This window comes from Actinomyces sp. oral taxon 849 str. F0330 (assembly GCF_000239715.1).
Lineage (GTDB): Bacteria > Actinomycetota > Actinomycetes > Actinomycetales > Actinomycetaceae > Actinomyces > Actinomyces johnsonii.
In genome coordinates, this window is sequence record NZ_JH470348.1 from 264813 (window position 1) to 287691 (window position 22879).

The 22879-nt window shown below is 69.4% G+C and carries 16 protein-coding genes and 2 pseudogenes; 1 reads left to right on the forward strand and 17 read right to left on the reverse strand.

The features are described from left to right. Window positions 1-56 precede the first annotated feature (56 nt). The 15 genes and pseudogenes from HMPREF0975_RS01125 to arc form a co-directional block, all read right to left on the reverse strand. A complete protein-coding gene (locus HMPREF0975_RS01125; RefSeq protein ID WP_009232246.1) occupies window positions 57-860 on the reverse strand; it encodes a TetR/AcrR family transcriptional regulator in 804 nt (267 codons plus the stop codon). A gap of 106 nt (window positions 861-966) precedes the next feature. After that, complete coding sequence (locus HMPREF0975_RS01130; protein ID WP_009232247.1) at window positions 967-1776, reverse strand: ABC transporter permease; 810 nt, start codon at window positions 1774-1776, stop codon at window positions 967-969. Window positions 1777-1886: 110 nt separating this feature from the next. Further along, a complete protein-coding gene (locus HMPREF0975_RS01135) occupies window positions 1887-2840 on the reverse strand; it encodes an ABC transporter ATP-binding protein (protein ID WP_009232248.1) in 954 nt (317 codons plus the stop codon). A gap of 219 nt (window positions 2841-3059) precedes the next feature. Beyond that, on the reverse strand, window positions 3060-4799 hold the full coding sequence (locus HMPREF0975_RS01140; protein ID WP_009232249.1) for an ABC transporter ATP-binding protein: 1740 nt from the start codon (window positions 4797-4799) through the stop codon (window positions 3060-3062). Between the two features lie 2 nt (window positions 4800-4801). Then, complete coding sequence (locus HMPREF0975_RS01145) at window positions 4802-6691, reverse strand: ABC transporter ATP-binding protein (RefSeq protein WP_009232250.1); 1890 nt, start codon at window positions 6689-6691, stop codon at window positions 4802-4804. Between the two features lie 10 nt (window positions 6692-6701). Then, the gene (locus HMPREF0975_RS01150) at window positions 6702-9113 is read right to left on the reverse strand and encodes an ATP-binding cassette domain-containing protein (protein ID WP_049939306.1); all 2412 of its coding nucleotides are present in this window, start codon (window positions 9111-9113) and stop codon (window positions 6702-6704) included. Between the two features lie 70 nt (window positions 9114-9183). Further along, window positions 9184-9819: an ECF transporter S component gene (locus HMPREF0975_RS01155; protein ID WP_009232252.1), complete on the reverse strand. Its 636-nt coding sequence runs from the start codon at window positions 9817-9819 to the stop codon at window positions 9184-9186. A 161-nt stretch (window positions 9820-9980) separates the two neighbouring features. Then, window positions 9981-11456 (reverse strand): ABC transporter ATP-binding protein, encoded by a 1476-nt coding sequence (locus HMPREF0975_RS01160; RefSeq protein ID WP_009232253.1) that lies wholly within the window; start codon window positions 11454-11456, stop codon window positions 9981-9983. Continuing rightward, on the reverse strand, window positions 11453-12274 hold the full coding sequence (locus HMPREF0975_RS01165; protein WP_009232254.1) for an energy-coupling factor transporter transmembrane component T: 822 nt from the start codon (window positions 12272-12274) through the stop codon (window positions 11453-11455). The genes HMPREF0975_RS01160 and HMPREF0975_RS01165 overlap by 4 nt, the downstream gene beginning before the upstream one ends. 2 nt (window positions 12275-12276) lie before the next feature. After that, window positions 12277-12930, reverse strand: a complete 654-nt coding sequence (locus HMPREF0975_RS01170; protein ID WP_009232255.1) for an MptD family putative ECF transporter S component — start codon at window positions 12928-12930, stop codon at window positions 12277-12279. Window positions 12931-13122: 192 nt separating this feature from the next. After that, window positions 13123-14679, reverse strand: coding sequence for a proteasome accessory factor PafA2 family protein (locus HMPREF0975_RS01175; protein ID WP_009232256.1), 1557 nt, complete (start codon window positions 14677-14679; stop codon window positions 13123-13125). Then, window positions 14676-14864: a ubiquitin-like protein Pup gene (locus HMPREF0975_RS01180; protein WP_009232257.1), complete on the reverse strand. Its 189-nt coding sequence runs from the start codon at window positions 14862-14864 to the stop codon at window positions 14676-14678. Before HMPREF0975_RS01180 ends, HMPREF0975_RS01175 begins: the two co-directional genes overlap by 4 nt. 3 nt (window positions 14865-14867) lie before the next feature. Next, on the reverse strand, window positions 14868-16265 hold the full coding sequence (locus HMPREF0975_RS01185) for a proteasome accessory factor PafA2 family protein (protein WP_009232258.1): 1398 nt from the start codon (window positions 16263-16265) through the stop codon (window positions 14868-14870). Window positions 16266-16278: 13 nt separating this feature from the next. Further along, window positions 16279-16590: pseudogene (locus HMPREF0975_RS16495) on the reverse strand (proteasome accessory factor PafA2 family protein); the annotation flags it as partial. Window positions 16591-16643: 53 nt separating this feature from the next. Continuing rightward, window positions 16644-18293 carry a proteasome ATPase gene (gene arc, locus HMPREF0975_RS01190; RefSeq protein ID WP_009232259.1) on the reverse strand — a complete coding sequence of 550 codons (1650 nt, stop codon included), beginning with the start codon at window positions 18291-18293 and terminating at the stop codon, window positions 16644-16646. Between the two features lie 192 nt (window positions 18294-18485). Here arc and valS point away from each other — a divergent pair, with 192 nt between their 5' ends. Then, window positions 18486-21317, forward strand: a complete 2832-nt coding sequence (gene valS / locus HMPREF0975_RS01195; RefSeq protein WP_009232260.1) for a valine--tRNA ligase — start codon at window positions 18486-18488, stop codon at window positions 21315-21317. 26 nt (window positions 21318-21343) lie between these two features. Here the strand turns inward: valS and HMPREF0975_RS17230 are convergent. Both HMPREF0975_RS17230 and HMPREF0975_RS17070 read right to left on the reverse strand, forming a co-directional pair. Continuing rightward, a pseudogene (locus HMPREF0975_RS17230) lies at window positions 21344-21938 on the reverse strand (IS1634 family transposase); the annotation flags it as partial. 69 nt (window positions 21939-22007) lie between these two features. Continuing rightward, window positions 22008-22136, reverse strand: a complete 129-nt coding sequence (locus HMPREF0975_RS17070) for a hypothetical protein (protein ID WP_269528410.1) — start codon at window positions 22134-22136, stop codon at window positions 22008-22010. Window positions 22137-22879: the final 743 nt, after the last annotated feature.

Consider the following 22879-nt stretch of genomic DNA (forward strand, 5'->3'; position numbering starts at 1 on the left):
CAACTGTTTTTCCGTGCCCCTACGCAAAACATGTCGCTCTCGGCGGAGGAGGAACGTCAGTTACCGCCACCCTCAAGGAGACGCTCGGACAGGCGCTGGATGATGGGTTCGACCTCCTGCGAGGTGGTGACGGCGGCGCTCACGCGGCCGAAGATGCCCACCGCAAGGAGTCCGAATGCCGTCTCCTCGTCCTGCTGGCTCGACTCCTGGCGTCCGTGGGAACGGGCCACCATGAGAGAGGTCTCTCTCAGCCAGCGGCGCCAGGAGCCGGCCAGTCGGTCCCGGGAGTCCTCGTGGCGTATCGCGTAGAGCCAGGTCTCCAGGTGCAGGACAACATCCTCCATGGGAAGCTCCTGGAGCTGCTCGCCCCACTGGTCGGGGCTCGCCGTCTCCCGCGCGGCCTCATCCGAGCTCTCCTCACCACAGGTGACGACCTCCAGGAACAGCGCCTCCTTGGAGGGGAAGGAGGAGTAGAAAGCGCCCTTGGTGAACCCGGCGGCCGAGGCGATGTCGCTGACCGAGGCGCCCTCGTAGCCCTCGGCGGCGAATACCTCTCTGGCAGCGGCAAGAATCCGAGCCCTGGTCTCCTCACTCCGACGGCGTCCACCGCCCCGCCCCGGGGCAGCGCCGCTGACTGCGGTGGAGGCGGAGGCCAACTTCCGGGAGGCGAGGTCCAGGGAAGCCGCTACGGCATTCTCACTGCTCTGCCTCGCTCCCTGGCCGGCCGCCCCCACCGCACGGGAGAAGGCGCTGATCGCCTCATTGAGGGCGCGCGTCGCCTCCCTGATGTTATCGGAGGCGGAGGCCCCGGAGTCATCACTGTCACTGTTCGGCCCGCGGGCGGAGCTCCTGGCGGTCATGTCCCCACTGTAGAGGAGGTCCCTCAAGAAGGGTTTTACAGCGCTCCCTCCCCCGCATCCGCCACTTCCTCCACCGGGCCCCGACCATGCGGGCATCCCGGCCGGCTCAGGGCCGCCTTCCCAGGGCCCATGACGCTCCGGCGACGGCCACCAGGCACCATCCGCCCAGCAGAATCCAGGAACGGATGGGCATGGTGGCGTCGTGGGAGAACAGACCGGCGCGCACCACCTGCGCCATGGGCTCGAAGGGCAGCCAGCGATGGATCTCCTGGGCCCAGTCGGGGAGCCTGTCGGCGGGGAAGCTGACAGGTGAGAACAGCATGATGCCGAAGGCGAGCACCTGGGAGAGGATCTGGGCCAGGGCCGGAGCCAGGAGGGTGGCGATGGCGTAGCCGATGCAGGCTGCTGTCAGGGCGACCAGCACGGCGCCGGGTACCAGCCACCACTGCGGGGCGAGGTCGACGTCGAAGCGGGTATTGGCGACGAGGACGCCCACGACCAGACCGGGTAGCGCGAGAGCGGTCCAGATCGCGAGGTCAGCCAGGAGGAAGGCGACTCTGGGGACGGGCAGGGTACGCATCCAGTCCAGGCTGCCCTCGGTGCGCGACTGGGAGACCCACTGGGGCGTCATGATGAGACCCACCGAGATGAGCGCGACCGCCGGGCCGCCGCCGGCCAGGTAGAGACTCGCCTCGCGGCCGGGGTGGCCCACTATGAGCCCGTATCCCAGGACCATCGAGACGGACAGCAGCGTCTGGACGATGATGAAGAGAGGAAGCATGGGCAGGCTGCGGCGGAACTGCCACTGAACAAGCAGGCCGAGCTGGCGCCAGAGCGGAGTCGTCCGGGACACCGCCCTGAGGCCGGTACCACCGGCCTGGTCCGGATCAGCAGTCGTGCTGGTTGGAGTAGACATCGGGTTCTCCTTCATTTCCTGATTCTGTGGGGACGGAGGTCATGCCCGCGCAACAGCGAGGAGCCGGTGAGCACGACGTGGCTTCGGGTTGGACCGGGGCTTGTTCCGCTTCACGCGGCACGACGGCGCGCCTCCTCACCCGCGCCCCCGGTAAGGTCTACGTAGACGTCCTCCAGTGAGATCGGCGCCAGCTCGTAGCGCTCGATCACTCCGTCCTTGAGGGCGTGAGCGGCCCACTCCACGGCCTGCGCCGTACGGTCAGAGGGCACTGCTACGGATGCGCGCACGGCATCGTGCTGTGTCAGCGTCATTCCCGCGGGCGACTCGAACCGCCGACCGTGAGCCCGGCTGACCTCCAGGACGAAGGGCGATCCGTGACCGGCGACGAGCGCTGCGGGAGTTCCCTCAGCGAGGACGTGGCCGTGGTCCAGGACGGTGAGCCGGTCGACAGCCCGTTCGGCCTCCCGCACGTTGTGGGTCACGAGGAGGACTGCGGATCCGGCATCGGCCAGGAGGCGGATCTGGTCCCACAGCAGACGGCGGCGCACCGGGTCGACGTCGTTGGTGGGCTCGTCGAGGATGACCAGGCGCCCGGGGACGACGGCGCACATGGCGAAGGCCGTCAGGCGGGCGATACCGCCGGAGACTTTCTGCGCGGGAGTCATCGCCCACTCCCCCAGGTCGAGAGCCTCGATGAGCTCCTCGGCGCGCCTGCGCGTCTGGCGCGGACGCCCTCCTCGCATGCGCCCTACCAGGTCGATGGCCAGCAGCGGCGTGAGCCCCGTGATGGGGACATTGGCCTGTGCCTGGACGTTGGTGAGGCGGCGGGCGAGAGCGGGGTCGGCAACGGCGTCGACGCCGTCGAGCCGAATGCTTCCGGAGGTTGGACGCAACAGCCCCACCACCTGGTTGACCAGCGTGGTCTTGCCCGCGCCGTTGTGCCCGAGGAGCCCAACCACCTCGCCGGCCCCTACCTGCATGGTGACACCGGCGTTGGCTCTCACGGTGTGCGCCCCGCTTCCGAAGTGCTTGTGAAGGTCCTCGATGGCTAGTACGTCGGCCATGAAGTCCTCTCCTTTCGTTCTGCTAACCGAAACCGAGTACCCGACCAGACCACCAATCTGATCCGTACCGGTCGGTATTCACGATACCATACAGTATTTCAATAAGGTTTCATAGAGCCTTGAGGGCTCTCATAGCAACAGAAACGCTGTCTCATACCGTTCGGTATGAGACAGCGTCAGTCCGTGAATCTGTCGTATCCGAGATGACCGGCCTACGCATCACTCCTGGCGGATGTGCCAGCGCGAGGAGGCCGTGGAGGCCTCGATGAACTCGCGGAAGGGGCCGGGGACGGCAGCCAGCTCCTGGGGCGTACCGCACTGGACCACGCGGGCGCCGGCCTGACTCGGTTCGAGGAAGACGACTTCGTCGGCCTGGCGGACGGTGGACAGGCGGTGGGCCACCACGATGACGGTTCGGCCCTCGGAGAGCTCGCGCACCACCTCGGTGATGGCGGACTCGTTCTCCCCGTCCAAGGCCGAGGTGATCTCGTCGAGCAGGAGGATCGGGGCGTCCTTGACGAAGGCCCGGGCGATGGCGACGCGCTGACGCTCCCCACCGGACAGGCTCAGCCCGCCGGGACCGACCTGTGTGTCCCACCCGTGCGGCAGTGCCTCGATGACGCGGTCCAGGCGGGCGCGCCTGGCGGCCTCGGCCAGCTCGGCGTCGGTGGCCTCGGGCCGGGCGATGCGCAGGTTCTCCCGGATGGTGGTGTCGAACAGGTAGACGTCCTGGAAGACCATGGAAGTCATGCCCATGATCGTCGAGGTCCGCATGGAGCGCACCGGTGCGCCGCCGATGGTGACCGTCCCGTCGTCGACGTCCCAGAACCGGGCGGCCAGGCGCAGGATCGTGGACTTGCCTGCCCCTGAGGGCCCCACCAGGGCGGTCACTCGTCCCTGCGGTGCGCTCAGGCAGACGCCCGCCAGGACGGGACGGCCGGCGTCGTAGGAGAAGGAGACGTCGTTCAGGGCGATCGTGGTCCCCCGGGGCTCGATCTCCTGGCCGGGCTCGGGGTCGGGCAGGGGACGGGCGTTGAGGATATCCCCCACGGCCCGCAGGGCGACCTTCGCGTTGTCGGCCTCGGCGCCGTACATGGCGGCCTTGGTCAGTGGCAGGAGCGTGCGCGCGGTGACGGCCATGATCGCCAGGTATGCGACGACGTCGAGCCGGTGCCCGCTCACACGTGACAGTCCCACCGCCATGACCAGGGCAAAGGCGATGTTGACGATGAGGTTGAAGTACTGCCCGGGCCTGCCCTTGACCCGTAAGCCGTCCAGGGTGGCGGTGGAGTCGGCCTCCAGGGCGGTTCGCACCGGCGCCCAGCCCGTCTTGGTGACGCCGGTGGCGCGCAGCACGGGCTGGAGCCGGGCGAACTCCACGAGGCGTCCGGCCGCGGCGCTCGAGGTGCGGTCCTCCATCTCGTTGGCGCGGGTGGTTGCGGCTCCCATGAGCCGCCACGTCAGGACCAGCGGGACGATGGCGGCGGCCATGATGAGCGCCAGGGGCCACTCGACGACGGCGGTGGCCCCGAGCATGACCAGCGGGACAATGAAGGCGTTGCACAGGTTGGGGATCACCATGGAGGCCAGGTGGGAGAGGGTGTTGACCTCCTTGGAGGTGGCGTTGACGACGACGGCCTCACGCTCGGCGCTGAACCAGCCCAGGGGCAGGGTCAGGACGTGATCGGCGACGCGGTCGATCATCGTGTCGCAGACCTCGAAGACACTGACCCGGTAGGAGCGGTGCATGGCGATGGTGTCGACGACGACGCTCACCACCCCCAGGACCACGACTGCGATCAGCCAACCGGTCAGGGACTCCGAGCGCGAGTAGAGGGCGCGCAGGAAGGGGATCATGAGGGCCAGGGTGAGGCCCTGAAGGACTGCGGAGGCTGCGAACCAGGCGGTGATGGTCCGCATCTCGGCGGCGTTGACGACTCGCGTCAGCAGCTTCCACATGGCTACTCCTCCTGCCCTGCGGTCTTGGCTCCGGGCTGATCGACCTGGGCGGTCAGCGCCGCGGCGTCGGTCTCCTCGCTCAGGTCCTGACTGCTCCACATGGCGGCGTAGCGGCCGCCTGCGGCCAGCAGCTCCTCATGCGTGCCGCGCTCGGTGATGCGTCCTGCGTCGACGACGAGGATCTGGTCGGCATCGCGGATCGTGGACAGGCGGTGGGCGATGATGATGACGGTCCGCCCGGCCGCCAGTCGGGACAGGGCTTGGTGGATGTCGCGCTCGGAGGCGGGGTCGGCCTGGGCGGTGGCCTCGTCCAGGACGAGGACGGGGGCGTCCTGGAGGTAGGCGCGCGCCAGGGTCACTCGCTGGCGCTCTCCGCCGGAGAGGAACCCGCCCGTATCTCCCAGGATCGTGTCGTAGCCGTGGGGCAGACGCGTGATGCGCTCGTGGATGCAGGCCGCGCGGGCGGCCGCCTCGACCTGCTCCCGGGTCGCGTCGGGGCGTCCCAGGGCGATGTTGTCGTGGACGGACTCGTGGGCCAGGGCGACGTCCTGCAGGACGATCGCCACGCGCGAGAGCAGCCAGGGGAAGGTCGCTTCGCGCACATCGATGCCGCTGATGCGCACAGCACCGTCGTCGACGTCGTAGAAGCGGGCGATGAGGCGGGCCAGGGTCGACTTGCCACCCCCGGAGGGGCCGACGAGCGCCGTCACGCTTCCCGGTTCAGCGGTGAAGGACACGCCGCGCAGAACCGGAGAGCCCGGCTCGTAGGAGAAGGTGACGTCCTCGACGGCGACGCGCCCGGGCGCCGGCCCCTCACCGTCGTTGTGAGTCCCCTCGGGCATCGGCGACTGGGAGAGCAGCTCTGCGGTGGCCTGGGCGGCCATTCTGGACTCGTACATGTGCTGCATGAGGCCGATGAGGGTCATGAGCCCCTCCGGTAGCCCAAGGGCCACCAGGAAGAAGGGCAGCGTCGCGGACAGCGGCGTCCACCCCTGGGAGGTGAACAGGACGGCCAGGAGCGCGACCGTGGCGAAGACCGTGGAGGGGCGCAGGACCGCCGTCATGGCGCTGATGCTTCGGCCGGACCTGCTCACCCACTCGTATGACAGCCTGGAGAACTTGGTGCGGGCCCGGCTGAAACGGGTGCGGGAGGCGTCGGTGGCCTGGAAGCCCTTGATCTCCTTGATGCCCTCGATCATCTCCACGGTCGCGGCGGCCAGCGAGGTCTGCGCGGCGCCGAAGCGCTTGGTGATACCCGACATGCCGGCCAGGGTCAGGGACATGACCCCCAGGGTTAGTACCCACAGCCCCACCAGCGCGCAGGCCAGGCGCCAGTCGGTCCACAGCAGATAAGCCGCTCCGGCCACTGCCATGACGACGGCGTTGGTGGCGTCGCAGGGGATGTGGGCCACGAGGGTGTGGATGGCGGTAGTGTCGTCGCAGACCATCTTGCGGATGGTGCCGTGCGGGATCTGCGCCACCCGTCCCAGGGGCAAGCCGCTGATAGCCTCGACGACCCGCTGACGCAGGTGGTGTCGCAGCCGGGCCTCGGCCAGATGCGTGATCCCGAGGCCGGCCAGGTAGAGGGCCTGGGAGGCGAACAGGGCCACGACTGCGATCGCCGCCCAGGACCACAGGCTGCCGCGCCACCCCTCCGGTGAGGCCTCGCCCAGCCATATGGCCGCCATGCTGCGCAGAGCTTCGAAGGGGGCGATGGACATCAGCGCTCCGAGCGCGGTCAGCAGGCCGGAGACGATCATGGCCGGGCGCGCCGGCCGGATGAGGTCTCCGACGGTGACGCCGCGCCGGACGGCATCGGCGGTGCCACTGCGCCGGTCGTCCCGCGGTTTGGCAGTGCGTTTCGTCGTCTGGTGAGTCGTCTGGTTGGTCATGATGCTCTCCTCAACGGAGCGTGTTCCAGGTGACGGCGACCAGCGCCCAGGTGAGCACGACGACACCCCAGTCGCGCGCTCTCCAGGGCTCATCGGTCATCTCGGTGCGCCGCCGGTGGGCGCCGAAGGCGCGCGAGTCCATGGACAGGGCGACGCGCTCGGCGTGCTGGATGGCCAGGATCATCAGCGGCAGGACGGATCCGACCCAGCGGACCATGGGGGCCGCGAGCCCCCAGCGCCCTCCGATTCCGCGCAGTGCCCTGGCGGTGCGCAGGAGTACGAAGTCGTCGTGGAATCGGGTGATGAAGGCGATGGCCGCGGTGCCCGCGGCCCCCAGGCGGTAGGGCATGCGGAAGGTGGTGGTCAGGGTGCGGATGAGGGCTTCGGGATCGGTGGAGACTCCGGAGACGAGGACGAGTGCGACGAGCGCACCGATGCCGGTACCTCCTGTCACCGCGTCACCCAGGTCGTAAAGGCGCGCAGCAGTCTCCTGATGGTGGCTTCCGCTGCTGAAGATCCAGATCATGAGCGCAGTGACCGCCCAGGGGGCGATCACCGAGGCCATGGTGCGCCGCAGGGAGGCGCGGGCGGCGATGACCAGGACCGAGGAGGCCAGCAGGACGCCCAGGTTGAGGTGATGGTTGCGCAGAGCGAAGACCATCACCATGACCGGCAGGACCGACGCGAAGAGGGTGAGGGGGTTGAGCGAAGTGAACAGGCCGCGTCGCGGTTGGGGCCGGGGCGGCGCCGGGCGAGGGTCGGATGGGCCGGGAGATGAGGCCGCCGACCCGCTGTCGTCTACCTTCGCCGTTTCGTCTGCGTCGTCGACTGTGGTGACCTGTTGCGCCCGATCGGGGTCCGTGCCGGTTAGCGACGTCGGCCCTGGCAGGGCGATGAGGTGGGTGCAGTGCCTCAGGGCGAGCTCGAGGTCATGGGTGGCCATGATGACCGTGCGCCCCCGGTGACGCAGCTGATCGATGAAGTCCATGAGCTCGCGGGTGTTGTCCCAGTCCTGCCCGTAGGTGGGCTCGTCCAGGACGACGACGTCGCGCTCCTCGCTGACCATGGTGGCCACCGACAGCCTCCGGGCCTGGCCGCCCGAGAGGGTCAAGGGGTGGTGGTTCCGGTGAGCAACCAGGTGGAACTGCTCCAGGAGCTGGTCGACCCGCGCCGGAGAGGTGCCTCCGACGGCGAGCTCGGCCCCGACAGTGGTGGCCACGAACTGGTGCTCCGGATTCTGGAAGACGTAGCCGACCAGGTGCCTGCCCCTGCCCACCTCCCGGCCACCAACCACCGCCTTGCGTGCGGTGGAGCGCACGAGACCGGCCAGGGCGGACAGGATCGAGGACTTGCCCGCGCCGTTGGGGCCGACGAGCGCCACGAGTTCCCCGCCGCCCAGTTGCATGGACACGCTGGGCGAGCGCCCCGGAACCTCGAGGTCGACCAGCTCCACGCTGGTTCTGGGCTCCTGACGAGTCACGCCCGCGAGCGCGTCGCGGGTGTCGATCACCTCGACCTGCTGCCAGCTCTCAGCGGAGTCCCGTGTCTGCTTTTCCAGGTAGCGCACCTCGCCGTCCGCGCACATGTCGGTGAGCCGTGGCACCCGGATTCCGGCTTCGGCGCAGGTCAATGGCATTCCCTGCCCGGAAGAACCCGCGAGGAGGTCATCGTCGAGGTCGCGCAGGGACCGGGGCATCCATACGCCGGCGTCGGTCAGCTCGCCGCGGTGCCCCATGAAGACCTCGCGCGGGGTGCCGATGGCGATGATGCTTCCGGCGGCATCGAGGGCGAGGACCTGGTCGACGATGGGCAGTACCGGGTCGAGGTCATGGTCGATGACGACGACTGCCGTCCCGGAGGCCGTCAGGGAGGAGATGAGTGTGTAGAACTCCTCGCGCCCAGTGGCATCGATGGTGCTGGTGGGCTCGTCGAGGACGAGGAGCTGCGGGCGCATGGCCAGGGCGACAGCGACGGCGAGACGCTGGCGCTGTCCGCCTGAGAGCCTCCAGGGGTCATCCCAGATGCGTTCGATCAGGCCCACGGCGCGCAGGGCCTCGTGAACCCGCGAGGTGATCTCACTGCGGGGCAGGCACAGGTTCTGCAGCGGGAAGGCGACGTCGTCGTGGACGGTGCGGGTGACGACGGCGGCGTCGGGGTTCTGACCGACGTAGGCGACGGTCTCGGCCAGGGCCTGGACGGTGGCATCGGCGACCTCGGTACCGTCCAGGCTCAGGCTGCCGGAGTACTCCGAGGGCAGGCAGTGCGGGATAAGACCACACAAGGCACGCACCAGCGTGGTCTTGCCGCAGCCCGACGGACCGATGACGGCTGTGACCTGGCCGCGCAGGTGGGTGAGGCTCACTGAGTCCAGGACCCAGCTCTCGCGCCCGAGGTAGTGGACGCTGAGCCCCTCGATCCTCACCAGCGCCGGTTCTACCGGCCCGCCATGCGATTGCTCCACCGCGGGCGCATCGGACACGGCGAGCGCTGACTCAGGCACGGCCGGTCGCGCGGTGGTCGATGCCGACACCGGCGCGGTTGAGCAGCCGGGTCAGGACGATGGTGATGGCGCCACCGACAAGTGCCGAAACCACGGCGATGATGACGCCGGCACTCGCGGAGGCGACGCCCGCCGAGGCGCTCATGACGGAGACGTACATGATGCCGTTAAGCAGACCGAAGGTCATCGCCGAGAGCAGGTAGGACCACCAGGTCCACTTCCGGTAGAGCAGGAGAGCCAGGGGTACCTCGACGAAGGCTCCGCCGATGAGGTTGCCGACAATGGCCGCAGGGCCGGTCGGAGTGGTGAAGACACACATGATGCCCATGAGAAGGGCCGCGATCATCACGGCGCCGGGGCGGCGCACGACGGTGGCGGGCAGCAGGTACGGCACGAGCCACAATCCCATGATCGCGCAGCCCAGGAGCACTGCGTCTCGGGAGGCTCCCGCCGCCGGGGCCAGGTAGCTCAGCGGCACGAGGAGAATCATCGAAACTACGGCCAGGGCAGCGATCGTCATGAGATTGCGGGTTCCGAGCGCTGAGTCGGCCAGGCCCGAGCGCGACGACGTGCGCACGGTGGGCCGCTCCTGCCCAGTCGATGTCGCTGTGCGGTTGGTGGGGCTCATGTCTTCTCCTTGTGTGTTCTCGCAGGTCGTGGTGAACAGTCCGACGTCGTACCGGAGTACCGAGGACGCAACACCTCAGGCGCGCCAGCGCGATGACCGCACATCTACTCGAATATCGTCATATTCGCAAATCATTATCATTATCTACCTTCAGTGAGATGTCATTCAATCTCAATGACGTGGTCAGTGCACTCGTTGAGGAACTCGATGTCGTGGCTGATGACGATGACGACGCGCCCCTCGCGCGCCAGGTCCCGCAGCTCAGCGGCGATGGCCACGAGATGTCGGTGGTCGACACCAGAGGTGGGCTCATCCAGGATGAGGACGCGGGCGTCTTGGTCGATCGCGGTGGCGATGACGAGGCGCTGCTTTTGCCCGCCGCTGAGCGAAAGCGGGTGACGGTCGGCCAGATCGGCCAGGTCGAGGCGCTTGAGCTGCGGAAGGCCGGCCTCCCGGGAGACCGACTCGGCGAAGAGCTGGCGGTGGACGTCCTGCATGACGAGGAAGGCCTGCCCGGCGGCGAGCTCCTTGCCGTCCAGGGCGATGCGCACGCCCCTGCGGGCGCGTTGCAGACCGCAGACGGCTCGCGCCAGGGTTGTTTTGCCGATCCCGTTGGCACCCATGACGCCGGTGATCGCACCTGCGGGAAAGAAGAGATCGGGGATGTCGAGGATGAGGCGGCCGCCGCGCTCGACCTTCAGGTTCTCGATGCGCAGACCGCCCTCCTGCGGACCTCCGGGAGTCTCATCGGGCTCGGCCCGCAGTGCGCCACCGGCCACGCGGGAGGGATGCTCGACGCCGCTACTCGCGACGTCGTCGGCCGTCCTATCCGCGTGGCCAGCCCGGGCAGCGACGGGCTCGGGGCTCACGGCCAGGCGGGGCCGCTCCAGGGTGCGCAGGCCCAGCCGCCTGCGCCGCTCGTCCTCGATCCGCCACAGCTCCTCGCCGCTCATCCGGTGCAGGACGCGTCCCCGCCCCATGATGACGGCCTCGTCGACGAGTCCGCGCAGGAAGTAGATGCGGTGCTCGGCCACCACGAGGGTCCGGCCGGACTGTTTGAGCCGTTCGATGGCGGCGCGCACGTCGTCAATCGCCCGCGGGTCCAGGTTGGAGGTGGGCTCGTCCAGGAGGATGACGGGGGTCTGCTGGGCCAGGGCCTGGGCGCAGGCGACCTTCTGGGTCTGTCCGCCGGACAGGCCGCGCAGCTCCCTCGCGGCCAGGTCGGTGATGCCCAGCGTCTCCAGGGCCTCGTTGCGACGTCGCCGGATCTCCGGCGCGGGGACCTGGTAGTTCTGGGGCGCGAAGGCGAGCTCGTCGGCCACGGTGGTCGTGAAGAATTGGGAGGCGGGATTCTGGAAGACCGTGGCGGTGCGCAGGCCGGAGCGCTCGATCGGGGTGTCGCAGACCTCCTCGTCCCCGACGAGGACCCGGCCGGTGAGCTCGCCGTCGTGGAAGTGCGGGATGAGGCCGTTGAGCAGCCGCAGGATCGTGGACTTGCCCGACCCCGAGGCCCCGCACACGAGAGTGAGGCTTCCGGGGGCGACATCCAGATCAACGCCGTCGAGCACCTGCTGGCCGGTGGGATAGGCGTAGGAGACGCCTCTAATGCCCAGCCTCGTCTCATCGAGCGGGGTCACCGCCACACCCCCAGGGCGGGCAGCAGCGCGAGCGCCACCATGGCGGCGCTCAGTGCGAGGAGCACGGCGTCGGCGCTCCCGAAGCGCAGACGATCGACGACGGTGGGGCGGCCGCCGCCTCCCAGACCCCTGATGAGAGCCGCGGCCGAGAGGTCGTCGGCGCTACGGGCCGAGGCGGCCAGGACGGGCACCACGAGCTTCTCGATGCACTGAAGCGGGTGGCGCCACAGGTAGGAGCCGCTGTAGCCGCGCAGCCGCATGGCCTCGATGACGCCCCTGGCCTCATCGACGGCCACCGGCACGAACCGGAAGAGCACCGCCAGCGGAATGGTGAGGAACCGCGGCGCGCGCAGCTGGTTGAGGGCCGCCAGCAGGGTGCTCACGCGGGTGGTGGTGACGAACCATGCCCCCAAAGACAGTGAGATGGCGAAGCGCAGCAGCCAGTAGGCGACGACCCCGAGGAACACCGCGAGCCCGCTCGGCCGCCACTGAGGCAGCTGAGCCAGTCCCCAGAACATCGCGGTGATGGCGCAGTAGCTCATGAGGACGCGCACCGGCTCGTCCAGGGCGATGAGCACCCCCACCAGGACCGCGATGAGTCCGACGGCGCCGGTGGGGGCGACCCCCATCACCAGCACGTTGCACACCAGGAGCAGCAGGAACTTGCTGCGCGGATCGGCGCGAACACGGGCAATAGCGCTGGCACCGGAGCGGGGGCGCGCCCCGAACGGGGCGTCGAGGAGCGAGCGGCTCTGCGGGCGCGGCGCTTCCGGCGCTGCCGGGCCGGCCGGGGACATCGAGATCTGTGGGCGCCGCATGCTCAGACGACGCCTGCGCGCTCGAAGTGCTTGCGCAGCACCTTCATTCCCAGCAGAGCGCTAGCACCGGCCACGAATGCGATGACGAGCATCCACCCAAGAAGGAACTTCATGCTGATCAGCGACTGGAGGTCTCTGGCGTACGTGTCCCCCATGGACTCGCGGATGTCGGCGAAGTAGGCGTCCGAGGCCCATATCACCGGGAGGATCGGGCTGATGGCCCACATGGAGAAGACGGCGAACCCCAGGGCGTTGGTGGCGGTTCTGGCGTATACACCGGCGCGGGTGATGGTGTCGGCAGCGAGTCCCAGGACGGTTGCGACCAGGGGTGTGACCCAGGCGTGTCCGGTGGCGACCATGAGGATGCCGATGATGAGCCCCAGGATGGCGTAGGCGCCGAAGGCCCGGGTCCGGGCCACGTAGAGCATGCAGATGATCGCCTCAACGAGGATGCCGAGGATCCCGCCGATGAAGATCATGATCGGGTGGATCGCCCCGAGCATCCCGGAGGCGAACAGGGCAATGAAGTACAGGGCGGTGAAGACTCCCACGTTGATGAGGTTGCGCGGCGAGGCGATGTTCGTCGCCCGGGCACCACCGTTGCCACTGGCGGGGTTGGTCGCTGCTGTCCTGACTGAACTGGCTGTGCCGGCCATACCGGATCCTCTCGTCAGCACCCCACCGGCTTTGGTGAGGCACACCTAAGTGTGTACTCCTTCTTGGGGGTTCCCGCAAGAGCTGAACAGGCACGGAGCAGCTATAGGACGATCAGGACTAACCGTTGAAAAGACGAGAGAACCGGGTGACGAATGAGCGCCGAAGGACGCCAGCGCGAGGCTCGAGGGAGCCTAACCAGGCGCGCCCAGGCCGCCGCGTCCCACGAGGTCGATGCGGTGCATCTCCTCGGGGCGCAGGTGCTTGACCCGCTCGGTCAGGGCCTCGGCGGCCTCATGAACCGTCGCCAGGGGGTCGGACAGGTCGACCGGTGCGGTGGGCGGCGAGTCCAGGCGCAGGCTCTCCCAGGTCACCGAGAAGTCGGCGCCCACCTCCAGGCAGGCCGCCACGAAAGCTCCGCGCAGGGCGGCGCGCGTCATCGGGGGCACGTGGTGAGCGCGCTCGATCTCCTCCGGTTCGCACAGGCGCGCCATGGCCCCTTGCGCGGTCAGGCGCGGGGCGAGTCCGGTCTCGGCGTTGAGGTCGTGGTAGGCCAGGTCCACCCGCGAGCGCAGGGCCTCCAGCGCCTCACCGGACAGCCGGGGGTGGCGCTCGCGCTGGGCGCGCATGAGGCGGCGCTTAATCGCCCAGTCGATCTCGGTGTCGATGGAACCGGCGTCGTGGTGGCGCAGCGCGGAGATGACACGGGGCGCCAGGTCCTCCAGCAGGTGCTCGGCGCCGCGGAGGAAGTCGGGCACACCGGCGTCATCCAGGTAGGAGGCGAGTCGCTCCAGGAAGGCCTCCTGGATGTCGACGGCGGTCAGGCGGCGGCCGTCGATGGTGGCGGCCGAGACGTCTCCCCAGGGGCTCTCCCCCAGTGCGGACAGCGTGGCCAGCGGGTCGGTCAGGGAGAGGTCGGTGAAGTCCCACCCGGCCTCAAGGGCGTCCAGGAGCAGGAGAGTCACGGCGCTGCGCAGTCCCGTCGTCGGCTCGGCCATGGTGGTGTCAGCGCAGGTGACGTGCAGGCGGCGCAGGCGGGCGGCATCGGCGTGGGGCTCGTCGCGGGTGTTGACCAGGGCTCGCTGCCCGGTCGTGTCGGCGGAGGTCAGGGTCTTGAGGTGCGGGGCGCGCGGAGACAGGCCCCAGGCCGCCTCTTCGTCCCCCGCGCCCGGGCCGTCCATGTTCCCGTTGGCGGCGCCTGCCCCCAGAGGGCGCCCGGAGCCGACCAGGACGGGGCGGGTGGCCAGGAAGGAAGTGAGCACCGCCATGACGGCCTCACCGCTCCCACCGTCGACGCCCTGGGCCCCGGGCGAGTCATCGAGCAGGTGGCGGGGCACGGAGTAGCTCTCGTGGCAGCCGTAGGTGTGACCGGCCGAGTCGGTATTGTTAGCCAGGAGGTGGAGCCGGGCCGGGGTTCCCCGTTGAGCGAGGCTCGCGGCGGCGCGCTGCGCCATGGCGGCCAGGATCGCGCGCCCGGCCTGGTCCTGAGCGATGAGGTCGCGCACGCGCACGCACTCGGCGGTGGCGTACTCGGGGTGGTCACCGATGTCGAGGTAGAGGCGCCCACCGTTGGGCAGGAACAGGTTGGTGCTGCGGTATCCGGCGGGTCGGTGACGGAAGATGAGCGCCGCCGCCCGCTCCACGTCTGGCAGGTCCCCCTTCGCGGCTGCCTGCGGCCCGACGGGGGCGCACAGGACGCCGAACTCGGTCTCCAGGCCGGTGACGCGCGGACCTGGGCCGCTGGCGCTCACTGGCCGCCCTTCTGGACGAAGCCGCGCACGAACTCCTGGGCGTCGACAGCCAGGACGTCGTCGATCATGTCCAGGACCGACTCCAGGCCCTGGCCCCGGGCAGGTCCGGCGGGGGCCGGACCCGGATCGTCGTCGGGGGCGGGGTCGTCCTGACGGCTGCGGGACGGCTGGGCGAACTCACTCATTATCTATTCTCCTGACGGGGTGGCGGGTACGGTCACGGCTTCGGTGGTCGGCGCTAGGCGGTCCAGGCGCTCGCCCGTCAGGCGCGTCAGGACCTCGACGACGTCGGCGGCGCCCTCGACAGCCGGTGACGCGGTGGCGCGGGTGAAGGACAGGGGGTCGGTCAGGGGCAGGCGACGCTGGCCCTTCTCACCGGTCTCCAGAACCATGGAGTGCCAGCCGGCAGCGACCACCTGGCCGGGGAAGGCACTCACGAGCCTACCGCGCAGCCAGGCCCGGGTCGTGGAGGGCGGCTCGGCGAGGGACGCCTCCCCCATCTGCTCGTCGAGCCCACCGCGTGCGTCGACGCCGGCGGGCACCCGCTCGGCCAGGCCTCGTCCGGCCGGGGACAGCTCGGACCAGGCCAGGTCGACGGCGTGGAGGACATCATGCCCGTGCGCATCGGGGTGGCGGCGAGCGGTGGCGTCCAGAAGCTGCTTCTTGGCGACCCACTCCAGGTGCCCGGCGGGGCCTTTCGAATCTCCCGGGCCTTCTGCCCCGTCGCCCCCGGCGCGCAGAGTCTCGAGCTCGCGCAGCGAGGCCTGCCAGAAGGCGAGGATCGCGCCGGTCTCGGCTCCGTCGGTGTCTGCGCCGTCGGTCAGCGCCGACAGGTCCGGGCGCAGGGGGTCGCCCGCCGGCACCGGCGCGGCGCGTCCCTGGTCCCCCAGGTGGCCGCGCACCGTCTCGAGGTATTGCTCCAGGATCTCCAGGGCGCTCAGGCGCCGACCGTCGGCGAGCTCAAGCGCGCCGCGAAGGCGGGTATCGCGGGAGACCTCCCGGGCCTGGGTCACGGGGTCGGCCAGGCGCAGGCGGCGCCAGGCTGCGGGGACGCCGTCGGCCAGGACCTGGAGCACCAGGGAGGTCATGCCGAGCTTGAGCCAGGTCATCGTGTCGAAGCAGTTGGCGTCTCCGGGCACCAGGTGGAGGCGCCGCCAGCGCTCGGGGTCGGCGTGGGGCTCGTCGCGGGTGTTGACCAGGGGGCGGTCCACCGTGGTTCCCAGGCCCACAACCTTCTCCAGGTAGTCGGCCCTCTGACTGATCTGGAAGTTGGCGCCCCGGGCCACGGCCCCGATACCGACCCGACCGGAGCCCACCAGGAGCGGGCGGACCACGAGCAGGGGCACGAGGGCCTGGGTGAGGTCGTCGAAATCGATCGAACGGGGCACGAGGTAGTTCTCGTGGGTGCCGTAGGTGGCGCCCTTGCCGTCGACGTTGTTCTTGAACAGGCGGGCCGCTACGCCGCGACGGCGCAACAGCTCGGCCCCCCGGGCCACCAGGAGGTCCCCGGCCCGGTCGGCCAGGGCGGCCTGCGCGGCCCCGGTGCACGTCGGGGGTGGCGTACTCGGGGTGGCCGTGGTCCACATAGAGGCGCCCGCCACTGGACAGGCAGGTGGCGGTGCCGCGCTGCCAGGCCTCCTCTTGGGCGGTCAGCCGCGCGACGACGGTGGTGCGCAGGCGCCCGGGGACGGGCCCCTCGACGGACGCGGCTCCAGGGACGTCGGTGAGCATGGAGGGGTCGACCGCTGAGCGGTCCACCTCGAAGCCGCGGGCGTCGCGCAGGGGGTACTCCCCCGAGTAGTCCCAGCGCACACCCGGGCAGCGCCCCTGCTCACTCTCGGCCTCCAGACAGGCCGCAACGACGTCCTCGGGCTCAGCACCGAGGATGCCGTACTCGGTCTCCATCCCCATGACCGTCACCTCGCGGCCGGGGGTCCGCCGGGAGCTCGTCGATGCCACTGTCCTCACTCCTCCCGGAGGCGCTGAAGCACGGTCATGGAGGTCACCGGGGCGCCGCGCCGCCCGCTGACGCGGGCCCAGTCGTCGGGGTGGACGGTGGCGGGCAGGCCCTCGTTCTCCATGATCTCCTCGATGACGGCGCGGTGCAGGTGCTCCTGCGTCAGACCGCGCTTCCCGCCGGTGACCAAGTCCTTGACCGCCGCCTTCTTGGCCCGGTCGACGATGTTGGCGAGCATGGCGCCGCTGACGAGGTCGGCGACGTGGAGGATCTCGACCTGTCCGTCGGAGTGGGTGAGCTCAACCATCTCGGTGGCGCGGCGGCGGGTGTAGAGGGCCTCGACCACCTGCTCGATGAGAGCGTCCACCGCTCCCTGCGCGCCGCCGTGGGCGGCCAGGAGCTCCTCGCTGATCGGGAGGTCGGGCGTCAGGTAGGTCGCCAGGATTTCGGCAGCGCCGTCCCGGTCCGGTCGGCCGATGCGGATCTTGACGTCGAGGCGGCCCGGCCGCAGGATCGCCGGGTCGATCATGTCCTCGCGGTTGGTGGCCCCGATGACCACGACGTTGTCAAGCTCGTCGACGCCGTCGATCTCGGCGAGCATCTGCGGGACCACGGTGGTTTCCACGTCCGAGGACCGCCCCGATCCGCGGGTGCGGAACAGGGAGTCCATCTCGTCGAAGAAGACGACGACGGGCACCCCGGTTGCGGCCTTCTCCCGGGCCCGGGCGAAGATGACGCGGATGCGCCGCTCGGTCTCCCCCACGTACTTGTCCAGCAGCTGGGGCCCCTTGATGTTGAGGAAGTAGGCCTCGCCCCGCCCGCCTGCGCTCAGGGAGGCGGCGACCGCCTTGGCGATGAGCGTCTTGCCGCAGCCGGGCGGCCCGTAGAGCAGCACGCCGCGCGGTGGGGTGAGCCGGTGCTCGCGGTAGAGGTCGGGATGCAGGAAGGGCAGCTCGACGGCGTCGCGGATGAGCTCGATCTGCTCGCCCAGCCCGCCGATGTCCTCGTATCCGACGTCGGGCACCTCCTCCAGGACGAGCTCCTCGACCTCGGAGCGCACCACGGGGCGCAGTGCCATGCGCACGGCCAGGTCGGCCACGAGCGCGTCGCCCACCCGGGGGCGACGGTCGGTCAAGGCGGCGGAGAGGGTGAGGACCTGCTCCTCGTCGTGGCGGGCCAGGACGAGGACGGTGCCGTCGTCGTAGGTCTCCTTGACGGTGACGACCTCACCAAAGCGGGGCGAGGGGCAGGTCGCGGTGATGACGAGATGCTCGTTGAGGACGACATCGTCGCCCGGGTGCAGCGAGGAGGACACGACGGCAGGCCCCACACCCACCCGGTGGCGCCTCCCAGCGATGGAGACATCGGCGGTGCGCTCGGTGGCGTCCACGGCCAGGACCGTGGCGTGCGCCAGGGGCGGGAGCTGAAGGGCCTTGACGTCCTCGTGCAAAGCCGCCAGCTCCTGACGCGCCGCCCGCAGGGCGTTGGCCAGGTGGGTGTTCTTGCGACTGAGGACCCCGGCGTGCTCGCTGAGCTCCCGCAGGCGGTCGGTGACGTCCCCTCCGGTCTCGCTGCCAGCCTCCGCTAAGGGGTTCCGGGAGACGCCCGACATCGTCTGCGCCACTGGGTCCTTGTGCTCCACCGGTTCCTCATCCATGCGCGTCCTCCTCGACTGCGGCCCGGGGCCGCTGCGGGGTCCCCTCGATCCGTGTTGGTACAAGCGTACCAATCTGTGCGCGTTTCGTAACCCGGATGCGCGCTTTGGGGGCGACCGACTGCCTCCGAGGCCTGCCGACCTCACACCGGGCCATGTCGAGGCCTGCGGCCGCACCGTGACAGAATCGGCCCTATGTCTGAGACCTCTCCGAGCCCCGCCGCTGCCCCGTCATCGTCCAGCCGTCTGCTGCCCTCCGAGCCTCACAGCCCGCGAGTGCCGGCCAAGGTGTCGACCGACGGCCTGGAGACCGCCTGGGGCGAGCGCTGGGAGTCCGAGGGAACCTACGCCTTCGACCGCAGTGCCGAGCGGGCGGAGGTCTTCTCCATCGACACCCCGCCGCCGACGGTCTCCGGCTCCCTGCACGTGGGGCACGTCTTCTCCTACACCCACACCGACACGGTGGCCCGCTTCCAGCGCATGCGCGGCAAGGCGGTGTTCTACCCCATGGGCTGGGACGACAACGGCCTGCCCACCGAGCGCCGCGTCCAGAACTACTTCGGAGTGCGCTGCGACCCCTCCCTGCCCTACGACCCGGGCTTCACCCCGCCGCACACCGGCGGCGAGGGCAAGTCGATCAAGGCCCGCGACCAGGTGCCAGTCTCACGGCGCAACTTCGTCGAGCTGTGCGAGCGCCTCACGGTCGAGGACGAGAAGCAGTTCGAGGCCCTGTGGCGCAGGCTCGGCCTGAGCGTGGACTGGTCGCACACCTACCAGACCATTGGCAAGCGGGCCCGCAAAGTCGCCCAGACCGCCTTCCTGCACAACCTTGAGCGCGGTGAGGCCTACCAAGCGGCGGCGCCCGGCCTGTGGGACGTCACCTTCCAGACGGCGGTGGCCCAGGCCGAGCTGGAGTCGCGCGAGTACCCCGGCTTCTACCACCGTCTGGCCTTCCATATCGTGGACGAGGAGGCCGCCGCCAAGGCCGAGGCCGCCGGCGCCCCGGTGGAGAACGGCATCGACGTGTGCATCGAGACAACCCGTCCCGAGCTGCTGCCCGCCTGCGTGGCCCTCGTGGCCCACCCCGATGACGAGCGCTACCAGCCCCTGTTCGGCACCACGGTGTCCTCCCCCGTCTTCGGCGTCAAGGTGCCGGTCCTGCCCCACCCGGCCGCGGAGAAGGACAAGGGCGCCGGTATCGCCATGTGCTGCACCTTCGGAGACACCACCGACATCGACTGGTGGCGCGACCTGCAGCTGCCGCTGCGCGCCATCCTGCGCAAGGACGGGCGCATCGAGACCGAGACACCCGAGTGGATCACCTCCGAGGCCGGCCGCGAGGCGTACGGGACCATGGCCGGCAAGACCACCTTCTCCGCCCGCGAGGCCATCGTGGCCCGGCTGGCGCAGACCGGTGAGATGCGCGGCGAGCCCGTCAAGACGGTGCGTCAGACGAACTTCTTCGAGAAGGGCGACAAGCCCCTGGAGATCGTCACCTCCCGCCAGTGGTACATCCGCAACGGCGGTAAGGAGTGGACGAACCCGGCCTCCTGCGCCGATCTGCGCGACGAGCTGCTGGAGCGCGGCCGACAGCTGGAGTTTCACCCGGACTTCATGCGCGTGCGCTACGAGAACTGGGTGCGGGGCCTCAACAACGACTGGCTGGTCTCGCGCCAGCGCTTTTTCGGCGTCCCCTTCCCGCTGTGGTACAAGGTGGGCTCCGACGGCGAGGTCGACTACGACGCGATCCTGACCCCGGACGAGTCCGAGCTGCCGGTGGACCCCTCCTCCGACGTCCCGTCCGGCTACACCGAGGACCAGCGCGGCAAGCCCGGCGGCTTCGTCGGCGAGTTCGACATCATGGACACCTGGGCAACCTCCTCCCTGTCGCCCCAGCTGGCCTCGGGCTGGCTGACCGATGAGGACCTCTTCGGCCGGGTCTACCCGATGGACCTGCGCCCGCAGGGCCAGGACATCATCCGCACCTGGCTGTTCACCTCGGTGGTGCGCGCGGACCTGGAGTTCGCGGCCCTGCCGTGGCAGAACGCCGGCCTGTCCGGCTGGATCCTGGACTCCGACCACAAGAAGATGTCCAAGTCGAAGGGCAACGTCGTCACCCCCATGGGCCTGCTGGAGCAGTACGGCTCCGACGCCGTGCGCTACTGGGCCAGCTCGGCGCGACTGGGCCTGGACGCGGCCTTCGAGGAGACCCAGATCAAAATCGGCCGGCGCCTGGCCATCAAGGTCCTCAACGCCTCCAAGTTCGCCCTGTCCATGGGGATCCCGTGGGACGCGGACGAGGCCACCGTGGCCGCGGCGCCCGCCCCCTGCCTGGACGCCTCGGTGGTCAACGAGCCGATCGACCGGGCGGTCCTGGCCGCACTGGCCGACGTCGTCGACACCGCCACGGCCGCCTTCGAAGGTTTCGGGCACGCCCGCGCCCTAGAGGTCACCGAGTCCTTCTTCTGGACCTTCTGTGATGACTACATCGAGCTGGTCAAGGACCGGGCCAATGACTTCGACGGCTCTCACGAGCCCGCCGCCGTCCACTCGGCGCGGGCAACGCTGGCGATCGCGGTGGACACCTTCGTGCGCCTGCTGGCCCCCTTCCTGCCCTTCGCCACCGAGGAGGTGTGGAGCTGGTACCGCACCGGCTCGGTGCACCGGGCCGCCTGGCCAGAATCGACCGGCCTGCGTGAGGCCTCCGCGGGGGCCGACGCCGAGCTGGTCGCCCGTGCCGGGGCCGCCCTGGCTGCGCTGCGCAAGGTGAAGTCGGAGGCCAAGACGAGCCAGAAGACGCCGATCCTCTCGGTGACGCTGGCCGTCGCCGCAGACCAGCCCGAGTACGCCGAGGCTATTGAGGCGGTGCGTGCGGACCTGACCGAGGCGGCCAAGGTCACCGGCACCTTCACCGTGGAGCAGGCCGCCCAGGCCGCGAACTCCGAGTCGGCCGACGCAGCCGCATCGGTGACTGTCACGGCCGCTGAGCTCGGTGAGGCCCCGGCCAAGCAGGCCAAGAAGAAGTGATCTAAAATTCGGTCTACTAACCTGGTGCCCTGGGGGTTGACGGATCTGAGGATGCCGGTTGCGGTTTGGGTGAGTTGAGGCTGGGCGGTGATCCGGTGGCCGTTGAGGTTGATGGTAGTGTCCTGCAGGCCGTGTAGCTCACGCATGATCCTGGCAATGCTCGGTGGCCTCCTAAAGGTGGTGGGCCACGGCCAGCGCAGCTATCACCACCGTCAGGTGCGCCTCAACGGCCTCGCGGGTCTGGTGGAAGACCAGCCAAGCTCTCAGGTCGTACTTGCTCATGCACATATGAGACCTCCACGTGCCACAGTTCGTGGTAGGAGGGAGCCGACCACGGCGGCATCCATCAGACGGGACGGGATGAGCGGTGGCATACCCCTTGAGATCCACTAGCGACGTGACTCTGGCCAGGGAGGCCTCATCGAGAATCTGATCGCCTTTGTGGGTGGTGACGAACCTGGCGGCTTTGGGGCGTCTCTCGCCGACGATGACGGCCCGAGCCCGGTTCTCCTAGGAGGTCAGGGTCTGGCTATCCCGGGTCGCACACTTCTGGATCGTCCCGGGTTTTGTGGAGGGTGCGTAGTCACGCTGCGGTGGGTGTCGCGGCGTGGGGTTGATCGTAGTAGTGCGTCTCAGCGTTGGCTGGAGAACAGTCGTAGTTGTTGTTGCGGCGAGGGCTGTCGGGTTGTATCAGTCGACCCACTCGGCGACGGCGGCCTCGAGGTCGTCGCAGTCCTTCCAGGATCGGGTCCAGATCAGCTCGCACTTGTAGGACTTGCTCAGGGCCTCGGCCGCGGCGTTGTCGTAGGACGAGCCCACCCGGCCAGTGGAGGTATCGGTCCCCTCCGCCAGGAGCCGGTCGGAGTAGGCGATGGACAGGTACTGCGACCCGTGGTCGCCAGTGGTGTACGAGGCCTGTGAGGCTGCAACCTTGACGGTCCTTGCGCTGCCAGATCGCCTGCTCCAGGGCGCCGAGCGCGAATTCAGTATTCGTCCGGCTGCTGGTGGCCCATCCGACGATTCGACGGGAGAACAGGTCCATAACGAAGGGCGTGTAGCAGAATCCTAAAGGTACGGACCTAGGTGAAGTCCGCCGCCCAGCGCTGGTTGGGTCTGTCTGCGGTGAAGTCGCGTCGGAGCAGGTCGTCGGCCTCGTGGTCCGGATCGACCTTCCCGGCCCGATACCGCACAGTCCCAGGGCTCGCATGCGTCGCTCTACCGTGCAGCGGGCCACCGGTGCCGCTCTTTGCTGGGCATTGGAGCAGTCGCCAGGTCTTGCGCGATCCGAGGACCGCGTTGAACATCTCCTCTCGCAGGGCCAGGATCCGCTCAGTCCGCTATCGCGCACTGAAGGCGCTCCAGCCCTGATGGCGTAATAGGTGCTCGGGGCGATCTTGGTGCCTGAGCCGGACAGGACCCGAAGCGCTCCTTGTACTGGTCGTTGTACTGGCAGATCAACGCAATGGGCGCTCACACTCCGCCGCGAAGAAAGCCGACGCGCTGCACAGGATCTCATTGGCTCTGCGCAGCTCACGGTTCTCAGCCTCCAAGACACGGATACA

Excerpts from the sequence above, each read along its gene's own strand:
- HMPREF0975_RS01165 (WP_009232254.1), bottom strand. The coding sequence starts at position 12,274 with ATGCGGCGCCCACAGATCTCGATGTCCCCGGCCGGCCCGGCAGCGCCG.
- valS (WP_009232260.1), top strand. The coding sequence starts at position 18,486 with ATGTCTGAGACCTCTCCGAGCCCCGCCGCTGCCCCGTCATCGTCCAGC.
- HMPREF0975_RS01130 (WP_009232247.1), bottom strand. The coding sequence starts at position 1,776 with ATGTCTACTCCAACCAGCACGACTGCTGATCCGGACCAGGCCGGTGGT.
- HMPREF0975_RS01155 (WP_009232252.1), bottom strand. The coding sequence starts at position 9,819 with ATGAGCCCCACCAACCGCACAGCGACATCGACTGGGCAGGAGCGGCCC.
- HMPREF0975_RS01140 (WP_009232249.1), bottom strand. The coding sequence starts at position 4,799 with ATGTGGAAGCTGCTGACGCGAGTCGTCAACGCCGCCGAGATGCGGACC.
- HMPREF0975_RS01185 (WP_009232258.1), bottom strand. The coding sequence starts at position 16,265 with ATGTGGACCACGGCCACCCCGAGTACGCCACCCCCGACGTGCACCGGG.
- HMPREF0975_RS01125 (WP_009232246.1), bottom strand. The coding sequence starts at position 860 with ATGACCGCCAGGAGCTCCGCCCGCGGGCCGAACAGTGACAGTGATGAC.
- HMPREF0975_RS01180 (WP_009232257.1), bottom strand. The coding sequence starts at position 14,864 with ATGAGTGAGTTCGCCCAGCCGTCCCGCAGCCGTCAGGACGACCCCGCC.
- HMPREF0975_RS01170 (WP_009232255.1), bottom strand. The coding sequence starts at position 12,930 with ATGGCCGGCACAGCCAGTTCAGTCAGGACAGCAGCGACCAACCCCGCC.
- HMPREF0975_RS01145 (WP_009232250.1), bottom strand. The coding sequence starts at position 6,691 with ATGACCAACCAGACGACTCACCAGACGACGAAACGCACTGCCAAACCG.
- HMPREF0975_RS01135 (WP_009232248.1), bottom strand. The coding sequence starts at position 2,840 with ATGGCCGACGTACTAGCCATCGAGGACCTTCACAAGCACTTCGGAAGC.
- arc (WP_009232259.1), bottom strand. The coding sequence starts at position 18,293 with ATGGATGAGGAACCGGTGGAGCACAAGGACCCAGTGGCGCAGACGATG.